Genomic DNA, 21,186 nt, shown 5'->3' on the forward strand with positions numbered 1-21,186 from the left:
CTTGACTTGATCCGACCGGCGGCGGTCGGGCACGCTGGATGATGAGGTGGAAGCCTGCGCTGAACGCGTTCGCGATCACCTTCGCCGGCCGGTTCGAAAGAACCACTCACTAATGAAACCGGCCGGATCCACACACCGTTTATCGGACAGTCCCTCGTCCGAACCAGCGGCCCCGGTCGCCTCAATATTGGAACATCGAGCCGGTGGACTGCGTACGTCTCGTCGTCCCGTGGATCGGCCTCAGATCGGGGTCTTGGAGCCTTCCAGCAGGAAGAGGTGGTCTGCAACTCTTCCTAAGTTCGCCCAGCGGGAGTGGTTTGGCGGAGACGGCTACCCGGACTAGATGGTGGCATAGGGTCGTTGAGGCTCGGCCAGCCGTGTAAGAAGCTCTTTGGAGGTCGGCGGGTTGGCTCCGGGCCGACTGACCGTGATTGCGGCGGCCATTGACGCAGTTTGTCCGATGTTTTGGAGTGCGGCCGGTCCGAATGCTTCGTCGCCCCGGGTCAGCAGTCCGAAGATGAGTGCGGCCATATAGGAGTCGCCTGCCCCGATGGTGTCGGCAACTTCGGTTTTCACGGACGGAATGCTGAACCGGGCGCCGGGTGTGGCGAGCAGGGCACCGTCTGCGCCCTTGGTGATGACGGCCAGGCGCGCGCCATGTTGCAGCAAGTGGGCGGCCACGTCGTCCGGGGACCATCCGGGGTACAGCCAGTGTGCATCTTCGTCGCTGAGTTTGACGACGTCCGTGAGCGGAAGCAGGTCCTCGAAGATCGTCGTCGCCTCGGTGTGGCTGCCAAGGAGAGCAGGGCGGACATTGGGGTCGTAAGTGACCAGGCAGGACTGGTGGCACTGCTCGAGAAGAGTGCGGACGGTGCCGGCTCCCGGGGCCAGGAACGTTGCGATCGAGCCCGTGTGCAGAATTTTCGGGATCATGGCCGGCGCCGCAGGTGCCAGCTGCCAGGCGATGTCGAACTCGTAGCTGGCTGAGCCGTCGGCAGCCAATGTCGCGGTGGCGGTTGCCGTCCGTTCAAGAGAAGTGGATCCGGGAAGAAGCTCGACGCCTGCGCTGTGGAGGTGGTTGGTGATGGCGGTGCCGTGTTCGTCGTCGCCGATTGCCGTGAGCAGCCCGGTCCGGACGCCGAGCCGGCCGAGGCCATAGGCGACGTTGGCCGGGGACCCGCCCGGATAGCTGATGGATCCTTCGGGGCCGTTGACGATGTCGATCAGGGCTTCGCCGATGACGACAACGTCTATCAGCTCGTGGTTGGAGCCGTCCGGTTGGGGCTTGTGCATCGGGTTTCTTTCTTCGGGTTGAGTGGTGGGAGCCCGGTATGGATCCGTCCGCGGACCTGTTAGCAGGTCCGCGGACGGAGAAGGGGGCTCCGGCGGAGCGGGAGGTGCCGGTGCGCCTGTCAGGCCTTTGCGGCTCCTGTCATGATGGCAACGGCGTCGGTCATGCTGTGGGACTGCGGGGTGATGGTGGCCGCGCACTTGCCCAGCCGCTGGATGTGGATCCGGTCGGCCACATCGAACACGTGCGGCATGTTGTGGCTGATCAGGATGACCGGCAGGCCGCGGTCGCGCAGGTCGCGGACCAGCTGGAGGACCTGGTTCGATTCGCGCACGCCCAGGGCCGCCGTCGGCTCGTCCAGAACGACGACCTTGGACCCGAAAGCCGCCGCGCGGGCCACGGCGACGGCCTGGCGCTGGCCGCCGGAAAGGTTCTCGACCGGAACTGTGACGTCCTGCAGGGTGGAGATGCCCAGGCGGGTCAGCTCTTCCTTTGCCTTCCGGCGCATGCCTTTGGTGTCGAGCATCCGGAACAGGCTCCCCAGGGGGCCCGGGAGTCGTTCTTCACGGCCGAGGAACAGGTTGGAGGCGACATCGAGGGCCGGGGAGACGGCCAGGTTCTGGTAGACCGTTTCGATGCCGTGGACCCGCGCGTCCTGCGGGCGTTTGAAGTGCACCTGCTGCCCCGATACGTAGAGCTCTCCGGTGTCGGGGATTTCGGCGCCGGTGAGGCACTTGATGAGCGTGGACTTGCCGGCGCCGTTGTCGCCGATGACGGCCAAGACTTCGCCCGGGTACAGGTCCAGGCTCACGCCGTCGAGCCCGACGACGCGGCCGAAGGTCTTGACGAGGTTCCTGGCCTTGAGGATGGGTTCGCGGGTGGCGGTGTGGGAGGCTGCAAATTCTGTCATGGTCATGACTTGACCTTTCGGATCCACTGGTCGATAGACACGGCAACGATGATCAGGATGCCGACGGCGAGAGTCTGGTACAGGACGTCCAGGCCTGCGAGTGAGAGGCCGTTGCGGAAGATGCCAACGATCAATGCGCCAAGCAGGGAACCCCAGATGGAGCCGCGGCCGCCGAAGAGGCTGGTTCCGCCGATCACGACGGCGGTGATGGAGTCCAGGTTCAGGTCGACCCCAGCGTTCGGGCTGGCGGCGTTCGTCCGGCCGATCTGGATCCAGGCACCGACTGCCAGCACCGCCCCGGCGGCAAGGTAGACGCTCATCAGCACGCGGCTCACAGGAATGCCGGCCAACCGCGCGGCTTCCTTGTCATCGCCCACGGCGTAGACGTGCCGTCCCCAGGCGGTCTTGCCCAGGATGAAAGCGACCACGATGTAGAGCAGGAGCATCATGACGACGCCGGTGGAGATGCGTACAGGTCCGATCGGGAACGTGCTTCCCAGCCAGGTGAGCACCGGCGGCATCGCGGATCCGCGGACCGTGCTGCCGCCGGAGTAGAGCAGCGTCAATGCGACGAAAATGTTCAGCGTTCCGAGGGTGACGATGAACGGCGGGAGCCGGAATCTGGTCACCAGAAAGCCGTTGAGTGCCCCGGCAGCCAGACCGACGGCGAGACCTGCAATGAGGGCGAGCGGCCCGGGGATGCCGTTGCTGACGGCGAGCTGGGCGATCACCATCGAGGACAGGATCATGACCGCCCCGACCGAGAGGTCGATGCCGGCGGTCAGGATGATCAGGGTCTGGGCGATCGCCAGGGTGCCCACCACCGCGACCTGCTGCGTGATGAGAGACAGGTTCTCCACCCGCAGGAAGCGCTCATTGAGGATCCCGAAGACCACCACCGCGATCAGCAGGACAATGGCGGGGCTGAGGGCCGGGTAGCGGTGGAGAATGTTGCGGATTCTGCTGAGAGGGGTCTGGCGGTCGAGGAATTCCTCGGCCAGGTCAGCATGCCCGGCGCTCGGCGGGCCGGCGGTCTGTTGCTGGGTCACTTGAATAGCTCCTGAACTTCAATGTTCTAACTGTTGTCGTGCTGGGTATGCTGCGGGGAGACGCCTTTAGCGCGGCCCCCCGCAGAGGGGAGGCGTTACTTGCCCCAGCAGATCTGGGAAGCAGCCGTCGTGTCGATGCTCTGCAGTCCGGAGACTGCCTTGTCCGTGACGAGTGCAGAGCCGGTGTTGAAGAAGTCCAGGCCCGCGGAGACCGTGGGCTTCTTGCCTGAGGTGGCCAGGTCCTGGATGGCCTGGACGCCCAGCTGGGCCATCTTCACCGGGTACTGCTGGGCAGTGGCGCCGATGATGCCGGACTTGACGTTATTCACGCCGGTGCAGCCGCCGTCGATGGAGACGACCAGTACGCCCTTGTCCTTGCCCGCGGCCTTCAGGGCCTCATAAGCGCCTGCCGCGGCAGGTTCGTTGATCGTGTAGACGACGTTGATGTTCGGGTTCTTCGACAGCAGGGTTTCCATCGCCGTGCGGCCGCCGTCTTCGGCGCCCTGGGACGCCTGGTTGCCGACGATCTCGTAGTCCCCGCCCTTGCCGCCGGTGTACTTGCCGGTCTTGGCCTCGTCACCGTTCTTCGCCTTGTCGGCGGTGTCGATGCCCAGGCCGGTCAGGAACCCCTGGTCGCGGTTGTAGTCAACCGAGACGACCTTGTCGCTGAACAGGTCCACCAACGCAATGGTGGCCTTCTTGCCGTCCAGCTGCGCCGCGGTCCACTGGCCGATCTGCTTGCCCGCGGCGAAGTTGTCCGTCGCGAAGGTGATGTCCACGGCACTGGCCGGGTCCGGCGGGGTGTCAAGGGCGATCACGTACAGCCCCGCGTCGCGGGCCTTCTTGATCGCGTCGACGACGGCCGGCCCGTTCGGGGTGATGAGGATGCCTTTGTCGCCCTTGGAGATGGCGTTCTCGATGGCCTGGATCTGGGTGTCCTCGTCGCCGTCGGACTTGCCTGCAGCGAGCTTCAGGTCAATATTGCCGCCTTCGGCTGCTTTCTTCGCGCCGTCTTCCATCGCTACGAAGTACGGGTTGGAGGTGGTCTTCACGATCAGCGAAACGCCGATCTTTCCGGCGGCACCTCCGCTGGAGGAAGAGCTGGAGGAACTGCCTCCGCAGGCGGTCAAGCTAAGTGCGCCGAGGGTCAGGACTGCGCCGGCGGCAAGAAGGCGGGTCGCGGCCGGCCTCGGGGCTTTGGAACTCAACATTGAAACTCCTGTGTTTGTGGCGCCTTTCCGGTGCCAGACAACGATGTCATGTATCATGTAACCAAGCTCACACTGTGGAGTCAAGCGTTAATCGAAGATGAGGAGCAGTTCGTTGACAACGGTGTCTAATCGTTACCAATCCGACTCCGGGCGGAGACCCCCGACGATGAAAAACGTCGCGGATCTCGCCGGAGTCGGCATCAAGACGGTCTCGCGAGTCGTGAACAACGAATCCGGCGTTTCGGAGGAAACACGCCAGCGAGTCCTCAGGGCCACGGAACAGCTCCAGTATCACCTCGATATGACCGCGGGCAGCTTGAAACGGTCCGGTCGCAAGACCCAGTCCATCGGGTTGTTGCTTCCCAGTGTGTCCAATCCCTTCAGCGGAGAGATTCACCGGGCGCTGGAAGACGCGTTGACCGAGCGCGGGATTGCGGTTTTCGCCTCGAGTCTGGATGACGACCCGCAACGGGAGAAGAAGCTGATTTCCGCTTTCCTGGGGCGCCGGGTCGACGGACTTGTCCTGACCCCGATCGCCAGGAGCCAGGCATACGTCATCCCGGAGCACTCGCGGTCCCTGCCCATGGTGTTCATCGACCGCGAGCCGGTGGGCATCGAAGCCGACGCGGTGGTCACGGACAATGAGGTGGGCGCCTCAAAGGCGGCCGCGCACCTCATCCGCCACGGCCACACCAGACTCGCCTACCTCGGAGACCGGACGGACATCCAGACGGCAACGAAACGCCGCACGGGGTTCCTGGAGGAAATCGGCAGGGCCGGCATTGCGACCTCGACCATCCCGGTCCGCAACGGACTCCACGACGAAGAGACCGCCTTCCGGGCGGCGATCGAGTTGCTCACCTCGGAGAACCCTCCCACCGCGATCTTCTCCAGCCAGAACCTGATCACCTTCGGTGCCATGCGCGCGCTGAGATCCCTCGGGTTGCACCACAGGGTTGCCTTGATCGGATTTGACGACTTCACCCTGGCCGACATGATGGAACCGGGGATCACCGTGATCGCCCAGCACCCCGAGCGCATCGGCAAACTCGCCGCCGAACGGATCCTCGCCAGAATCGACGGAGACGACGGCGCCCCGAAAACCTACATCGTCCCGTCAGAACTGATCCCCAGGGGATCCGGCGAGATCCCGCCACTGAACTAACAACCAACTCTGCAAGACATCCGAACCCACCAAGCAAAGGACCGGACATGACCAAAACACTGTACGCGGAATTCACCGTCAGGGAAGGCAGCGAAGCGAGGGTGGCCGAAATGATGGCAGAGCTCACCGGCCACGTCCGCCAGGAACCAGGGAACGTCATGTTCCTGCCCTACACCCGCGAAACCAACCCGCGGGAATACTTCGTGTTCGAGGTCTACCGCGATGAAGCGGCATTCGAGGAACACATCGGGGCGGAATACGGCCGGAAATTCAACGCCGAACTCGCCGGGCACATCGAAGGCGACGGCTCCGTCCTGACCTGGCTCCATCCACTGGACTAGGTCCCGGCCAAGGCCGGAGGCCACGCACCGGCCGAAACGAACAGTGCCTGGCTCCTAGCGGTCGTTGCACCACCCGGATTTCCTCGGGGCGGCAACGGCCGTTGAGCATTTAACATCGAGACCAATTGCCGGTTGCGGGCCTCCAGGGAGCTGTCGGCGATGAGCGACCCCGGGATGGGTGCTGCGCCCGCAGCGGGTACGTTGCGGGCGCAGCGGTCTGGTAGGTCTGTGCCGGGATTCGCTGTTATTGCTGGGGGCTAGCTGATGGCAAGGCTGACTTCATCTGCTTGACGTCCAGGGAGGTGAGGGTAGCGTTTCCTCCGTTGGAGAAAGCTTCGATTCCTTGGCTGGACGGGTCGGGGAAGATCTGGTCTGTCAGGACGATCTTTCCGTCGTCGGCGAAGACTTCGACCGAGGACCAGTCGACCAGGATGTGAAGTTTGACCGCTCCTCCAGTTGTGGTTAGCGGCGCGGTCTGGACTCCGGGGAAGCTGGAGCTGAATCCTACGGCGCCGGACTTGGTCCGGTCGATGTAGACCTGTCCGGACTTATTGTCATAACCGATGAGAGTTTCCTGGCCGGACCCGGTGCGGACCTTCAGTCCATAGGAGCTGGCGGTACCGGCAGCGAAGGACGCGGTGATGTCGACCGCTTTCCCTGTGGCCGGCAGGACGGTGCTTCCGGCGGGCACGGACATTTTCTCCTCGTGGACGGACGGCCCTGTGGTGAGTTCGTTGAGCTGATTGACTGGTGTCTGCGCCAGACGGGTTACCCCGTCAACGTTTCGAAGTGACAGCTCCCGGGGGACCGTCATCGCGCTGCGCCAGGGTGAGGTGGGGATGGATCCTCCGTAGTCCCAGTTGTTCATCCAGCCGATCATGATCCGTTTGCCGCCGGGGGCGTCGTTGAAAGTGACTCCGGCGTAGTTGTCCTTGCCGTAATCGACCCAGTGTGCGCGCTGGATTGCCGGTTGTGCAGCGGTGTCGGAGAGAGTGAACTGGTCGGCGAGGATATGCCCCCAGCCCCCTGTGTTGTTGTCGCTGATTTCGATGTGCCCGGTTTTTCCTTGAAGGTCGCTGAGGTCCCAGCTGTTCCAGTCCAGGCTTTCGCTGTCCTGTCCAGTGGAGCTTCGCACGACTTTTCCGTCCACCACGAGGTTGACGGAGGTCTGCGTGTCCCAGGGCTTGGCGGCGGCGTCGGCGAAGACGATGTCGCCCACCATGAGGTGGCCCCATCCGCCCGTGGACCCGTCGTTCTGGTCCACGACCTGGATCTGTGCCTGCTGGCCCTGGTACTTGCTCACGTCCCAGTTCGTCCACGTCAGGTCAGGGCTGTTGGGGCCGGTGGTGGTCGCGACGACCTGTCCGCCGATGATCAGGTTGACCGCGGTCGGGTTCGCCTGGCCCCAGGGGTGGTTCCCGCCGGCGACCTGGAGATCGATGTACGGGCTGTTGACCGTGAACGTCGGCGAGGTGATGGTGCCCGTGCCGGGATCTCCAGCGGGCGCATAGGTGTCCAGCACCTTCGGGCCGAGCTGGTTGGGCAGGCTCTCTGTCGACGGGCCGGAGTTGACGAAGGATCCGGTGGCGGTCCACCCGGCACCGTAGGTGGTCCCTGAGAAGTCGTTGAAGACCTGACCGGTCGGCAGGGTGCCGAACGGTACCGTGTTGGGTACGTAGGGGTGGTTGCCGCCGCCGAGGAGGAAGTTCAGGCGGGGCTTGCTGATCGTGAATGTCTGCGAGCTCAGCGTCCCGGTCGACCCGTCGCCGCCGTTGAAGCTGTTGACCAGGTAGTTGCCCTGGAATCCGGAGACGGTCTGCTGGCTGGGCAGCGTGCCGGCGGCGGGCGCGGTGCCGAACGCGGTGCTGGTGGCTGTCCAGCTCCCGAAGCTGCCGGTCTCGAAGCTGTCCAGCGGGGTTCCCGCCGGGGCGACGTAGGGTTTGTCATCGGAGGTGAACGTCGTACCGTCGAAACTTCCCGTGAAATACTGCACGCCCGAACCCCCGGCGATCCCGCCGGGGTTGAGGTTGACCGTCAATACCCACTTCTGTTTCCCGGGATTGGCCGGGTCCGGCAACGGGAACAAGTCCGGGCACTCCCAGACGCCGCCGGTGGCGCCGGCAGATCCGAAATCACTCAGATGCTTCCACGTTTTCAGGTCAGGAGAACTGTAGAAAGTCACCTTGTGCTGGTCAGACAGCACGGCTGACATCAGCCACTCATGCCCGGCCTCGTACCAGAATACTTTCGGGTCCCTGAAATTGTTCGAGCCGATATCCAGGACAGGGTTCCCGGCGTACTTGGTGAAGGTCCGTCCTTTGTCCGTGCTGTAGGCGAGAGCCTGGGACTGCTTGCCTGTGGCTTTATCGGCCGCCGTGTAGATGGCCACCATGGCAGGGTTGCCCGGTTGTCCGAAGCCTGTGGTGTTGTTCTTGTCGATGACCGCGCTGCCGGAGAAGATCATGTCTTTCCCATCCTGCGGAATGGCCAGCGGTAGCTGGGTCCAGTGCACCAGGTCGGTGCTGACGGCGTGCCCCCAAGACATGTTGCCCCAGGTATCCCCGGAAGGGTTGTACTGGAAGAACATGTGGTATTCGCCCTGGTAATAGAGCAGACCGTTCGGATCGTTCATCCAGTTCGTTGCCGGGCTGAAGTGGAACTGGGGCCGGTATGTCTCGGAATAGAGCGGGGAAGTCCCGGCCGCCCCGGAGGTGTCCGCGGCCAGAGCCGGGGCGGACAGTGGAAGGGCGCTGCCAGCAGTCATTACGACTGCGAGGATCAGGGCGTTGAGACGCTTTTTTGAGTTTGGTCCGGGTGTCAGCCCGGGAGCGGAATGTGTGCGGCGCACGTATTCACCTTTCGTGTCGACAGTGACAGGCAGGTAGTGCCGGTTGTCGCCCGGGCTGGTTCTGGTAGGGACTTGGTTGAATCAAATCCTGCGCGCGTTTTGCGCCAGAGTCGCCGGAACGTAGACAACGTTGTCGAAAGGGGAATCTACGACCTGTCCACCGGACAAGTCAACGGTTTCAAAGATAACCTCGGGGCCGGATATGCGATGCAGACACATCAACCCGGGGCCCTTACCGCAGGGTGGATGGATCAATCCCAGCACACTGATCGCAGCAATCGCGGCAATTTCCCTAGCCCAATCCAACCAGTCATCTCCCGGTCGGATGCTCTGACCTCGGATCTGCCGGTCGGTCGGCGTGTGCCCCTACCGGGCCTACTAGGGAGCGGGGAGAACCTAACTAATTCGCCGGGCGGTGAGGAGTCGACTAGGAGGAGCCAACGGTGTCGACCTCGGAGATTGGCCTTCACCGACCCGCACCTCTGCGCGGCCATGATGGACCGGCTCACCTTCAACGGAACCGTCATCGAAACCGGGACCGACTCCTACCGCCTCGCCCACACACTGGCCCAACAAGCGGCCAGCTAAGCCCCCACGAGGAAGTTCAAGGTGTGCTCGTGCGGGGTGGCATGCCGGTGGAAGCCGTTGACAGCACCGAGGTAACGCGTGTAACCTCGCTCACAATGTTGTAGGTAACTCGCGTTACTTACCGGCAGACGCGACACCTCAGTCCGAACCCTGGCACAACACCCGGGACCAACGAAGACCACCGGAGCATTCAATGGCGAAAACCACGACCCCCCAGAAAGCCGCGGCTGTGCGGCAGCGGGSTGTCACCATGAGTGATGTCGCCCGGCGCGCCGGTGTCTCCCGTACAGCGGTCTCGTTCGTGCTGAGCAACCGCGAAAACGCCAGCATTTCTGAGGAAACGCGCACGCGCATCAACGACGCCGTGCAGGCTTTGGGTTACCGCCCGAACGCCGGAGCACGCGCACTGGCTTCCCAGCGCAGTGATTGGTACGGAATCGTCACCGAGATCGTGACGGCCCCGTTTGCGGTGGACATCATCAAGGGCGCCCAGGACCAGGCCTGGCTTGACCACCGGTTCCTGCTCATCGCGCCTTCCGACCAGGCCGATGCCGTAGGACCCAACCAAGGCCTCGAAGATGCAGCAACGGAAAAGCTGCTGGAACAACGAGTGGAAGGACTTTTGTACGCGGCAACATACCACCGCGGCGTGCATGTTCCGGAAAGCGCCCACGAGGTTCCCACTGTCCTGATCAATTGTTTCGACGCGGACGGGAAGCTGCCCTCGATCGTCCCGGACGAGCGCGCCGGCGGCAGGGTTGCCGTCGATCGTTTGCTCCGGGCCGGGCACAGCAGGATCGGAGTCATCAACCTGGACCCGGACATCCCCGCTGCCGTCGGGCGTTTGGAGGGTGCACGCGAAGCACTCGCGGGCGCCGGGCTGGAACTGGACCAGGAACTCGTCGTCTCAGGGCATGCGACGGCGGATGGGGGCTACGATGCGGCCTGCGAAATTCTGGACCGTTATCCAAAAGATCAAAGGCCAACCGCCCTGTTCTGCCTCAATGACCGCATGGCGATGGGCGCTTATGACGCCATCAAGGAACGGGGACTGACCATCCCCGGTGACATCGCCGTGATCGGATTCGACAACCAGGAACTGATTGCGGCCTACCTCAGGCCCAAGCTGACCACGGTTGCGTTGCCCTTCGAAAAAATGGGCGCACTGGGAGTCCAGACGCTCGCAGCTCTCACAGCAGGACAGCCGATCACTGCCGACCAGCAACTGGTCGACTGTCCGCTGCTAGAACGCTCTTCGGTCTGACCGCGAAATCAAGTTTCGAAGAGCAAACCCTTACCCACCCCTTCACCTTGCTGATGAAGATAGGAAAGAGATACCCATCATGACACAACCCCGATACTTGAGGTCTGCCCGCATTGCGGCGGCCGGACTGGCTGTGGGTGCAATGCTGCTGACCGGCTGCGCTGCCACCGTCAACAAGTCCGCAGGCACCGACGCCGTAGCCAACGCGAACGCCTTCCTGACCATCCCGCGTGAGGACATGAGCACCTTCGACCGTAACTTCAACCCCTTCGCCCCCACTGTGAACCCCATGGTCCAGCAGGCCATCTACGAACCCCTGCTGGTCTTCAACCCGGCCAAAGGCAACACCGCCCCCTGGCTGGGCGCCTCCTGGAACGCTGCCAAGGACGGCAAGTCCGTCACCTTCACCCTGCGTGACGGCGTGAAGTGGTCCGACGGGCAGCCTTTCATCGCCGATGACGTGGCCTACACGTTCCAGCTGCAGAAGAAGCTCAAGGGCGGCTTCGAGTACCTGGATTCCGTCACTCCAGTGGGCACCGACAAGGTGACATTCACCTTCAACAAGCCCTGGTCCCCCGCGCTCTATGAGATCGGGCAGCTCCCCATCCTCCCCAAGCACATCTGGTCATCCATCGCCGATCCGGCGAAGGACACCAACGCCAACCCCGTGGGAACCGGCCCCTACACCCAGGTGGACAGCTTCCAGTCCCAGTCCTTCGTGCTGAAGAAGAACCCGAACTACTGGCAGCCTGACAAGCAGAAGATCGCCGGCATCAAGATGCTGGCGATGTCCGGAAACGATGCCGCCAACCTGGCCAGCGTCAACGGCGATGTGGACTGGTCCACCCAGTTCATCCCAAACATCGAGAAGACCTTCATCGCAAAGGACAAGGACCACCGCCACTTCTGGTTCCCGCCGACGGGCGCCATGATCAACTGGCAGTTGAACACCAGCAAGGCGCCGTTCAATGACGCGACAGTGCGCAAGGCCCTGAGCATGGCGGTTGACCGTGACCAGGTCACCAAGATCGGCATGAGCGGGTACGCCACTCCGGCCGACTGCACAGGCCTCTCCGGCAACTACGCGAGCTGGAAAAACGCCGATGTGGCGAACAACTGCACTTGGACCAAGCTGAACGTCGACGAAGCGAACAAGATGCTCGACGCCGCCGGTTACCCCAAGGGCGCGGACGGCAAGCGCACCCTCAAGGACGGCAAGCCTTTCGAGTTCAAGATCTCCGTGGGCGCCAGCTCCTCCGACTGGCTCTCCGTGGCCAACGTGATCTCCCAGAACCTCCAGGCCATCGGCGTGACTGCCAAGGTGGACTCCCCTGACTGGGCCTCCGTCGTCTCCGGCTACGAGCAGGGAACGTTCGACACCGGCATCGTCTGGAGCGCGAACGACCCCAGCCCGTTCAAGTACTTCAGCTCCACCATGGGCACCTCCACCGTCAAGCCGGTGGGCGCCAAGGCCACCGAGAACTACCACCGTTTCGGCGATACAAAGGCCGATGATCTCCTGCAGCAGTTCGCTGCTGCTGGCGACGAAGCCGCACAGAAGCAGATCGCGAACCAGCTTCAGGCAGAATACAACGCGGTGGCCCCGACGGTTCCGCTGTTCTCCGGCCCCGAATGGGGCGACTACACGGACGTTCACTTCACGGGATGGCCCACTCAGGACAACCCCTACGCAACGCTCTCTGACCGCTCCCCCACTACGGTCCTGGTCCTGACCACTCTGGAACCGCGCAAGTAGCCGGCGCCAGTTCTCGGCCGGTGGCTGCCGTTGCCATATTCCAGTTCCCACCGGCCGAGAACCTTTTCATCTTTCCCGCCCGGGACCACTGTCGTCCCGGACCCCGCCTTTCCCGAACGGAGCAACCGTGCGCTTCATCCTGCGCCGCCTGGGTTTCTACCTGATCGCCTTCTGGGCCTCCATCACCCTGAACTTCCTGCTCCCGCGTTTCATGCCGGGAGACCCCGTCTCACGCATGTTCGCCCGTACCCAGGGCAAGATGCAGCCCGAACAGATCGAAGCCCTGCGCAAGATGCTCGGCGTGGATACACGGCCGCTCTGGGAACAGTACGTCGACTACATGCACAACATCCTGACCGGCCAGATGGGTGTCTCCATCTCGCGTTTTCCCACCCCGGTCACCGAGGTCATCGCCAGCCAGATCGGCTGGACGCTCTTGCTGGGCGGAACCGCCCTGGTGTTCGCCGCCATCATCGGCAATCTCCTCGGCATCCTGGCCGCCTGGYGACGCGGCGGCGCGATCGACTCCGCCCTGCCGCCGCTCCTGATCTTCATTGGATCCTTCCCGTACTTCTGGCTGGCCATGGGAGCCCTGTACCTGTTCGGCGTCGTGCTGGGCTGGTTCCCGATCCGCCACGCGTTCACGGATGGACTGGAGCCCGCCTTCACCTGGGAGTTCATCGGCGACGTCGGCGCGCACCTTGTGCTCCCGGCGCTGACGATCGTCCTGGTGTCCATCGGCGGCTGGATGCTGGGCATGCGGAACACCATGATCGCCACGAACGCCGAGGACTACATCACTATGGCCGAGGCCAAGGGTCTCCGGCCGGGCCGCATCATGCTCCGCTACGCGGCAAGGAACGCCATGCTCCCGTCGGTCACGAGCTTCGGCATGAGCCTGGGCTTCGTGGTGGGTGGTGCAATGCTCACCGAGGTGGTGTTCGCGTATCCCGGCGTCGGCTACCAACTCCTCAACGCCGTCCAAGGCCTCGACTACCCGCTTATGCAGGGCCTGTTCCTGACCATCACCGCCGCCGTGCTGCTGGCCAACTTCCTGGTGGACATCCTCTACGTCCGCCTCGACCCGCGTGTGCGCAGCAACTGAGGGACCCATCATGACAACCGCAATTCTCAAGCAGCCCACTGAGCCCACTGAGCCCACAGCTGCCCGCAAGCCCAACCGCAGTTTCGTCCACGGACTTATCACCAACAAGAAGGCCCTGGTGGGCATGATCGTGATGCTCGTGTTCATCGCGCTTGCGTTGCTGGCCCCCGTGCTGTTCCCCGGAGACCCTTCGGGGATCACCGCGATGGCCTCGCTGGAACCGTCTCCCGAGCACTGGCTCGGCACCACGGCCAAAGGTCAGGACGTGCTTGCCCTGACTGTCCATGGCTCCCGCAGTTCCCTGTTCGTGGGGTTGACTGTGGGCTTCGCATCCACCTTCATCGGCATTTTGGTGGGCCTGGCCTCGGCGTACTTCGGCAAGTTCATTGACGAAGCACTGTCCCTCGTGACCAACGTCTTCCTGCTCCTGCCCGGACTCCCGCTCCTTGTCATCCTGGCAGCTTTCCTGCCGCCGGGTTTGGGAACCGTGATCCTGGTGCTCGTGGTCACCGGCTGGGCTGGGTCGGCACGTGTATTGCGCTCCCAGGCGTTGTCCATCCGCTCAAAGGACTTTGTGGCCGCGGCCGTGGTGTCCGGCGAACGGGCGGGCCGCATCATGTTCCGGGAAATCCTCCCGAACATGGCATCGATCGTCATGGGAACCCTGCTCGGCTGCGTGATTTACGGTATCGGTGCCCAGGCAGGCCTGGAGTTCCTTGGCCTGGGCGACGTGAACACCGTTTCCTGGGGCAACAACCTCTTCTGGGCCGGCAACGAGGGCGCCCTACTGACCGGCAGCTGGTGGGTCTTTGTTCCCTCGGGTGTCTGCATCGCGCTGGTCGCGTTCGCACTGGCCCTCATCAACTATGCCGTGGACGAGGTCACTAATCCGCGGCTGCGGAAGATCAAAACCCCAAAGAATACCGAAAGGAGCGCCGCCAAGTGACAGTCTCCCAAGTTTCCTTCGGCTCCCATGAGCCCGTCCTGGACGTCAAGAACCTCACCGTCAAGTACATCGGCGACACCCGCTCCACCACCGCCGTCGACCGTGTTTCCTTCAGCATCGGCACCGGTGAAGTGTTCGGGCTGGCGGGCGAGTCCGGCTGTGGGAAGTCCACCATCGCCAACTCGATCATGCGCCTCCTGAAGGATCCCGCGAAGATCGCCGGCGGCAGCATCTCCTTCGGCGGCAAGGATGTCCTGGCCATGAGCCCGGACGAGCTGCGGCGCTTCCGCTGGCAGGACGTCGCTATGGTGTTCCAGTCGGCCATGAACTCGCTCAACCCGGTCCTGACCATCGGCGAGCAGATCGTGGATATTTTCACCACTCATGCGGGCTACTCGCGCAAGGAATCCCTCCGACGCGCGGGCCAGCTGCTGGAACTTGTCAGGATCGACCCCGCACGCCTCAAGTCCTACCCGCACCAGCTCTCGGGAGGCATGCGGCAGCGCGCCGTGATCGCCATGGCCGTAGCGCTCAAGCCGTCCCTCTTGATCCTCGACGAACCCACCACCGCGCTGGACGTCGTGGTGCAGCAGGAAATCATGGCCCAAATCAAGGAACTCCAACGCGAACTGGGATTCTCCGTCCTCTTCATCACCCACGACATGTCCCTCATGGTGGAGCTCTCGCACCGCATGGCCGTGATGTACGGAGGCCGGATCGTGGAGACCGCGAAAGCGCAGGACGTCTACGCCAACCCCCGCCACCCCTACACTCAGGCCCTCATGGGTGCGTTCCCGCCGCTCACCGGTCCGCGGGTTCCGCTGACCGGACTGCCCGACGGCGTGAAGTTCCGGAACATCCCGGACCTCAGCCAAGCAGCACCCGGCCATTTCGTGGCACCGGTCAGTGCCGACGCTTCAGCGGCTGATGACACCGCCATCATGGAAGGAGCCGCACGATGAGCCACGCTATGCTTTCATCCCGGCGCCCCTCCGCCGACACAGAAGCTACGGCCCTCGAGGTCCGCGGACTAGGAAAGTCTTTCCCTCTAGGTGGTTTGTTCTCCCGGGAGTCCGTCCGGGCCCTTCACGGCGTAGACCTGACCATTGGCCGCGGAGAAATCGTGGCCCTCGTGGGAGAGTCCGGGTCGGGTAAGAGCACCCTGGCCCGGTGCGTTGCCCGGCTGGAACGACCGAGCTCCGGCGAGATCCTGATCGACGGCGTCGACGTCCTCGAGCGCGACCGCTTCCACGCATCGCGCGCCTTCCGCTCCCAACTGCAGATGGTCTTCCAGGATCCCTTCGGCTCGCTGAATCCTGCCCACAGAGTGGAGCATTTCCTCCGGAGGTCGCTAGCGATCCACCGGAAGGGCGGCAGCTCCGAGACAGAGACACAGCAGCGACTCGAGGAGCTTATGACCACTGTAGGCCTGCAGGCCGACATGCTGAACTCCTACCCGCACGAGCTCTCCGGCGGGCAGCGCCAGCGAGTCGCGATCGCCCGGGCCCTCGCCGTGGAACCACAGGTCATCCTCGCTGACGAACCCACCTCCATGCTGGATGTTTCGGTCCGGATCGGCGTGCTGAACCTGATGCGCAAACTCCGCGATGAGCAGGGAATCTCCATGCTCTACATCACACACGACCTCGCTTCGGCACGATACCTCGCGGACCGGACGGCCGTCATGTTCGCCGGTGAGCTCGTTGAAGAGGGCGAGTCCTTGGACCTCCTGGCCAACCCGGCCCACCCGTATACGCAACTGCTGGTCTCGGCCGTCCCGGATCCGGCTAGGGCGGGCTCCTACGATCCCGTCCGCCGGGCCGAGCTGCGGCAGGCTGTGATGGCTTCGACCACCTGCGCTTTCGACGGCGACCCAAACCAGGCCTGCTCGGCCGAGGAACCCGTTCGCCACGGTGTGGGCGACCCTGAAAACCTCCACTGGGTGCGCTGCCACCTCTACCGCCCTCAGGCTGGAGCCGGCGGCCACGCCCTGGCAACTGAACCTACCGACAACAAGGCCTCCGCATGACAGAATCGACGCACCCGCTCGCCACCGTCCCCCAGGACGAACTGATTGCCCGCGCCGATGCGGACCCCCTTCGGCCGCGCTTCCATTTCGTGTCCCCGGCCGGTTGGCTGAACGACCCCAACGGCGTGAGCCAATGGAACGGCACCTATCACCTCTTCTACCAGTACAACCCCGAAGGCGCCTTCCACCACCGCATCCAGTGGGGCCACGCCACCAGCACCGACCTCGTCCACTGGACCGACCAGCCGGTGGCACTGGAACCGTCCGCAGGTCCGGACGCCGACGGCTGCTGGTCGGGGGTGTTGGTGAACGACGGTGGCACGCCCACCTTGGTGTACTCGGGCCGGCTGGGCGAGAAGGAGTTGCCCTGCGTTGCCGTGGGCTCCGCAGACCTGCTGAGGTGGAGCAAAATTCCTCAGAACCCGGTCATCGCAGCCCCGCCGGCCGGCGTGGAGATCACGGCGTATCGCGATCACTGCGTGTGGCGCGAGGGTTCCATCTGGCGGCAGTTGGTGGGATCGGGCATTCGTGGGCGCGGCGGCACGGCGTTCCTGTACGAGTCCCGCGATCTTCGCTCCTGGGAATACGTCGGGCCGCTGTTCATCGGTGACGCCTCCCAGGGCGATCCTGCCGATACCGACTGGACCGGGACCATGTGGGAATGCGTTGACCTGTTCCGGGCAGGCGGGGGCTCGTTGGGTACGGTTCGTACTTCTGCTGACGCGCCCGACGTGCTGGTCTTTTCCGCATGGGACGACGGCGACACCAGACACCCGCTGTACTGGACCGGTCGCTATTCGGAAAACTCCTTCGAGCCTGCCGGGCTGCATCGGCTCGACTACGGAGGACGGTTCTTCTACGCGCCGCAGTCCTTCCAGGATCAGTCCGGCCGACGCATCATGTTTGGCTGGCTTCAGGAAGGCCGCAGCAATGCCGCGATGGTGGAGGCCGGATGGTCGGGCGTCATGAGTTTGCCGCGCGTCACCACCCTGGCCGATGACGGGACCCTCCGTTTCGCACCCGTGCCCGAAATCGAGAAGCTGCGCCGGGACCACGTCGGCCTGCCGGAACAGGAATTGGTGCCCGGGGCACCTGTGCCTGCCGGGGTGTCCGGCAACCAGCTGGACCTCGAACTGGATGTGCAGCTCGAGCCTGGTGCTGTGCTGCGGCTGGGCTTGCTTGGATCGGCTGACAATGGTGTCTCCGGCAGTTCCAGGGAGAAAACAGTGATCGAGCTGTGCCGGACCACTGAAGGCGGCAGCCAAGGCACACTCCGCATCGACCGCACTCAGAGCAGCCTCGATCCAACCGTTGATGTCGACGACAAGTCCGGACCACTCCCGATGCCCGGCGGCCGGGTGCACCTGCGCGTTCTGGTGGACCGGTCCGCCGTCGAAATTTTCGCCAACGGCAAGCCGCTCACCGCCCGCGTTTACCCGACCCTGGCCGGTGAGCACGTGAGCATCGCCGCCGAGGGCACCGTGAGGCTGCTCTCCTTCGATGCCTGGACCATGGCTGAGATCTTTGGAGGAGCTCGGAACCTCTTCCCCTAACTCAGTCCGCCCTCTCCCGCCTTTGGAGTCATCTCCAAATCGCTCTCTCACCTCAGACATCCAGCTCATGGCCGGGGGATCCCGCCGCGAAGCGGACGTACGACCGATGCAAGAGCAACTGCTAACCCCAGCATCCGTCCAGCCGCCGAACAGCGCCCCCGCACCGCTCGCCGGCTGGATGGCTGCCCCACCCTTCCTCAGGAAAACGAAATGAAACGAGACTTTGATTCATGCCGTTAACCTCAATCCCGGCGGGCCAAACGGAGGATCTGCGGGACAGTACTTCGTTGGCGAATTCGACGGCGTGACGTTCAGGTCCGAAACCACGGTCACTGAAGGCGACCAGGATCCGGCGCGCCTGACCGAGTATCACTGGCTCGACTGGGGCCGGGACTACTACGCTGCCGTTTCCTTCAGCAACGTTCCGGACGGCCGCCGGCTCAGGATGGCCTGGATGAACAACTGGCAGTACGGCAACGACATTCCAACCTCCCCGTGGCGAAGCCCCATGTCGCTTGTACGCGAGGTCTCGCTGGTCACTTCTGAAGGGGCGCCGCACCTCACCCAGCAGGCCGTGATTGACCCCGCAGCGCTTACCACTGTCCGAAGCGAACTCGGCCTCCGCCATCGGCACCCTCACCAGAGTCCGTTGTGGGTGGTGYAGGCGACTTCGAACTCTTCCTTGTCCGAAGTCGCCTGCACCACCTCGCAGTTCCGAGCTATACGTCCAAAGTCGAATCCGGATGGCCTGCCGATCCCGGAGCATCTGATTGGATGACACCGTTAGAGTCGAGAAGAGAATCCGGGCCGAGCGGTGCGGCGAGACCATGTTGATTAGATACGACGGTACGGCGGATGCCGTCTACATCTGCCTCGGTGCCGACATCCTCGGCCGGCAACGCGGTCAACACGTATCCGTGAGATCCCATCGAAGTTCTAAGGGCCAAGAACAAGCTGCCACCTGAGGTACTGGGGACACACCGTTCCCAACGTCGTCGACGAGCAGAGCGCGTCTTGGAAGGTCACCGCGGCGCCAGGGGCACCCTTGCGGTGAGAACCAGACCGCACGGATCACGGCGTGCCTCGTCCTTAGCGAGCAACCATGAAGGACCGGAAGGTGCTTGGCTGTTTGTCGTTCTGATGCTCCGTCGTCGCTGGGCGGGTCCTCCACGCAACCAGGGCGCCACGCGCCGGTCCCGATCCAAAACTTCGTTCGGCGCGCCCCCCTTTTGGCATTGCGAGGTACCGCAGCCAACTGAATTCCGGAGTGTCCGGTCCAACAGGCTTGCGTGCTCCCCGACGACCCCGAGCGGACTACGGATCGCGTTTCGCGCAGAAGGCATCAACGCTCTTGGCGCGCCTTAGATCACTAACTACGAGGGCTTAAGGGTTCAACAGGGCGATGCGGAGTTCTTCGCATTCATGGAACAGCCTGCGCCCGAGACTTTTGTGTTGAATGAGCCACACCGCTGATCCGTCGTGCATCGTCGCGTCCACGGTACCTGCGGTCAATAATTCGGCGTCCCTGAAGACCTGGACAGCCTGACCTGGGTGAAGGGTAGACCAGTCCGTGACAAAGCCCGTTTCCGCCGTAACGTCCTTGCGATTGGCCCTCATGTTCAAATAGCGGACGAGGGATGAAATTGTGCTGGAGTCTGGTGGATTCATGGGGTCCCTCGGAGCAAGGCAGGGGCGACCCGGAGTGCCGGCCCGCCCCTGCTCCGTTGATTGTTTCCTTATCGAGTCAGGCGATGTCCGCGAGGGCGCGGCCGCGGGTGCGGACACCCATGCGGATGATAGCGGCCGCTGTGAGGAGGCAAACAATGATGGCGACTCCGGCCGGTACGGCGCCGAATCCGATGAGGATCGGCAGGATCACGAACGGTGCGACGGCGCCGCCCACATGTCCCAGGCCGTCGCAAATGGACGCGGCCGTTCCCCTCGCCTTCGTCGGGAAGATCTCGGCGGTGTAGGTGTAACCCGGGGTTGCCATGAACGAGATGCCAAAACCGGACATGACCGCGCCAATTGTTGCTGCTGCTTCTCCCCAACCGGACACAATCAGTGCCATGGATGCCGCGAACATGACGGTGCCCGCGATGATGAGGGTCCGGCGTTCGATCCGCTCAATAACCAATACCACTATGAATCCGGCGACTAGAGGGGCGATCCTGGTGAGGACCGTGATCAGGAGCGCATTCGACGTCGTAATCCCGATTCCTTCGAGCAGGAGCGGGAGGTAACTGGAGTAGCCATACAACGCAATGTAAAAAACGAACCAATAACCCAGTACCACCAGAAGGCGTCCCCCATATGGCTTGCGGAGCAGTGCCCGGAGAGGGTTTTCTCCCTCAACTGCCGACGGCTCTACGGCTTCTTCAAGGTACGGGTTGTCGTTCTGCGTCGTGACCAGTCCGGCGTTAACCTCCATTCGTCGCACGATCGCGGAGGCCTTTTCGAACTCTCCGTGCTCGGCCAGCCATCGAGGCGACTCGGTGATTGACCGGCTGTTGATGAAAGGCAGTATCAAGAGGGCAAGTCCTCCGAAGGCGAGGATCACGCGCCACCCGAAAGCGGGCAGGGCCGAGAGCACGGGGAGCGAAGCGAGTCCGACGAAAAGCAGCAAGACGCCGCCCCAAAGGTAGACGCTGGCTAGGAATTTCCCGCGCCGGTTCCGCGGCGCCATTTCGCCGATGTACGCAGAACACAACGCCAGCACCGCGCCCATTCCGCAGCCGGCAATGAACCGGAACAGGGTTAGGGAGAATTCGTCCCAGACGAATCCGGTCATCAGTCCGCCGATGCCGAGTGCCAGGAAGGTCAGGAACAGGCCGCGCTGGCGGCCGTGCCTATCCGCGACGTATCCGAATATGTAGGCACCGATGCAGTAGCCCAGGAGGTTCCAAGTGACCGGCCACGCGAGGTTTGCTGCCTGGAGCCCCAGGCTTGCCCGCATGCCGGGAATGGCGAGGGCAAACACTGAGATCTCGTAGTTGGCGAAGAAGAACGCCAGGAAGAGCGCGATCCACGCTCCCTTGTTGAGTCCCACCCTCGGCATTCGGTCGATTGCCTCCTCGAGAGTGAGCCGGGGTGGCGATACTTCAGTAGCTAGCGACTCATTTCGAGACAT

The 21,186-nt window shown here is 63.4% G+C and carries 16 protein-coding genes and 2 pseudogenes; 11 read left to right on the forward strand and 7 right to left on the reverse strand.

The features are described from left to right. Positions 1 to 339 precede the first annotated feature (339 nt). From AC1DLO_RS20700 to AC1DLO_RS20715, 4 genes are all read right to left on the reverse strand, one after another. A complete protein-coding gene (locus tag AC1DLO_RS20700; RefSeq protein ID WP_476891567.1) occupies positions 340 to 1,293 on the reverse strand; it encodes a carbohydrate kinase family protein in 954 nt (317 codons plus the stop codon). A gap of 119 nt (positions 1,294 to 1,412) precedes the next feature. Next, positions 1,413 to 2,207, reverse strand: a complete 795-nt coding sequence (locus AC1DLO_RS20705; protein WP_184741156.1) for an ATP-binding cassette domain-containing protein — start codon at positions 2,205 to 2,207, stop codon at positions 1,413 to 1,415. Further along, complete coding sequence (locus AC1DLO_RS20710) at positions 2,204 to 3,250, reverse strand: ABC transporter permease (protein WP_476891568.1); 1,047 nt, start codon at positions 3,248 to 3,250, stop codon at positions 2,204 to 2,206. The genes AC1DLO_RS20705 and AC1DLO_RS20710 overlap by 4 nt, the downstream gene beginning before the upstream one ends. 95 nt (positions 3,251 to 3,345) lie before the next feature. After that, positions 3,346 to 4,461 carry a substrate-binding domain-containing protein gene (locus AC1DLO_RS20715; protein WP_476891569.1) on the reverse strand — a complete coding sequence of 372 codons (1,116 nt, stop codon included), beginning with the start codon at positions 4,459 to 4,461 and terminating at the stop codon, positions 3,346 to 3,348. A gap of 166 nt (positions 4,462 to 4,627) precedes the next feature. On the opposite strand from AC1DLO_RS20715, the gene AC1DLO_RS20720 reads away from it, so the two are divergent. Further along, positions 4,628 to 5,626: a LacI family DNA-binding transcriptional regulator gene (locus AC1DLO_RS20720; protein WP_476891570.1), complete on the forward strand. Its 999-nt coding sequence runs from the start codon at positions 4,628 to 4,630 to the stop codon at positions 5,624 to 5,626. A gap of 47 nt (positions 5,627 to 5,673) precedes the next feature. After that, entirely contained in the window at positions 5,674 to 5,967 is a 294-nt protein-coding gene (locus AC1DLO_RS20725; RefSeq protein ID WP_476891571.1) for a putative quinol monooxygenase, read from the forward strand. A 244-nt stretch (positions 5,968 to 6,211) separates the two neighbouring features. On the opposite strand, the gene AC1DLO_RS20730 is transcribed toward AC1DLO_RS20725, so the two are convergent. Then, positions 6,212 to 8,731: a GH32 C-terminal domain-containing protein gene (locus AC1DLO_RS20730; RefSeq protein WP_476914589.1), complete on the reverse strand. Its 2,520-nt coding sequence runs from the start codon at positions 8,729 to 8,731 to the stop codon at positions 6,212 to 6,214. A gap of 549 nt (positions 8,732 to 9,280) precedes the next feature. Here AC1DLO_RS20730 and AC1DLO_RS20735 point away from each other — a divergent pair. The 9 genes and pseudogenes from AC1DLO_RS20735 to AC1DLO_RS20775 form a co-directional block, all read left to right on the forward strand. Next, positions 9,281 to 9,403 (forward strand): annotated as a pseudogene (locus AC1DLO_RS20735) (ATP-binding protein); the annotation flags it as partial. 250 nt (positions 9,404 to 9,653) lie between these two features. Further along, on the forward strand, positions 9,654 to 10,667 hold the full coding sequence (locus AC1DLO_RS20740) for a LacI family DNA-binding transcriptional regulator (RefSeq protein WP_476914590.1): 1,014 nt from the start codon (positions 9,654 to 9,656) through the stop codon (positions 10,665 to 10,667). 79 nt (positions 10,668 to 10,746) lie between these two features. Further along, positions 10,747 to 12,423 (forward strand): ABC transporter substrate-binding protein, encoded by a 1,677-nt coding sequence (locus AC1DLO_RS20745; protein ID WP_476891574.1) that lies wholly within the window; start codon positions 10,747 to 10,749, stop codon positions 12,421 to 12,423. 127 nt (positions 12,424 to 12,550) lie between these two features. After that, a complete protein-coding gene (locus AC1DLO_RS20750) occupies positions 12,551 to 13,528 on the forward strand; it encodes an ABC transporter permease (RefSeq protein WP_476914591.1) in 978 nt (325 codons plus the stop codon). 10 nt (positions 13,529 to 13,538) lie between these two features. Continuing rightward, positions 13,539 to 14,474, forward strand: a complete 936-nt coding sequence (locus AC1DLO_RS20755) for an ABC transporter permease (RefSeq protein ID WP_476891575.1) — start codon at positions 13,539 to 13,541, stop codon at positions 14,472 to 14,474. Continuing rightward, positions 14,471 to 15,436, forward strand: a complete 966-nt coding sequence (locus AC1DLO_RS20760; protein WP_476891576.1) for an ABC transporter ATP-binding protein — start codon at positions 14,471 to 14,473, stop codon at positions 15,434 to 15,436. The genes AC1DLO_RS20755 and AC1DLO_RS20760 overlap by 4 nt, the downstream gene beginning before the upstream one ends. Then, positions 15,433 to 16,503, forward strand: a complete 1,071-nt coding sequence (locus AC1DLO_RS20765; protein WP_476891577.1) for an ATP-binding cassette domain-containing protein — start codon at positions 15,433 to 15,435, stop codon at positions 16,501 to 16,503. The genes AC1DLO_RS20760 and AC1DLO_RS20765 overlap by 4 nt, the downstream gene beginning before the upstream one ends. Next, entirely contained in the window at positions 16,500 to 18,056 is a 1,557-nt protein-coding gene (locus AC1DLO_RS20770) for a glycoside hydrolase family 32 protein (protein ID WP_476891578.1), read from the forward strand. Before AC1DLO_RS20765 ends, AC1DLO_RS20770 begins: the two co-directional genes overlap by 4 nt. A 235-nt stretch (positions 18,057 to 18,291) precedes the next feature. Further along, positions 18,292 to 18,633 (forward strand): annotated as a pseudogene (locus tag AC1DLO_RS20775) (glycoside hydrolase family 32 protein); the annotation flags it as partial. An 806-nt stretch (positions 18,634 to 19,439) separates the two neighbouring features. Here AC1DLO_RS20775 and AC1DLO_RS20780 read toward each other — a convergent pair. Then, positions 19,440 to 19,724 (reverse strand): hypothetical protein, encoded by a 285-nt coding sequence (locus AC1DLO_RS20780; protein ID WP_476891579.1) that lies wholly within the window; start codon positions 19,722 to 19,724, stop codon positions 19,440 to 19,442. Between the two features lie 76 nt (positions 19,725 to 19,800). Next, the gene (locus AC1DLO_RS20785; protein ID WP_476914592.1) at positions 19,801 to 21,105 is read right to left on the reverse strand and encodes an MFS transporter; all 1,305 of its coding nucleotides are present in this window, start codon (positions 21,103 to 21,105) and stop codon (positions 19,801 to 19,803) included. Positions 21,106 to 21,186: the final 81 nt, after the last annotated feature.

Source organism: Arthrobacter sp. 01T419 (genome assembly GCF_056398865.1).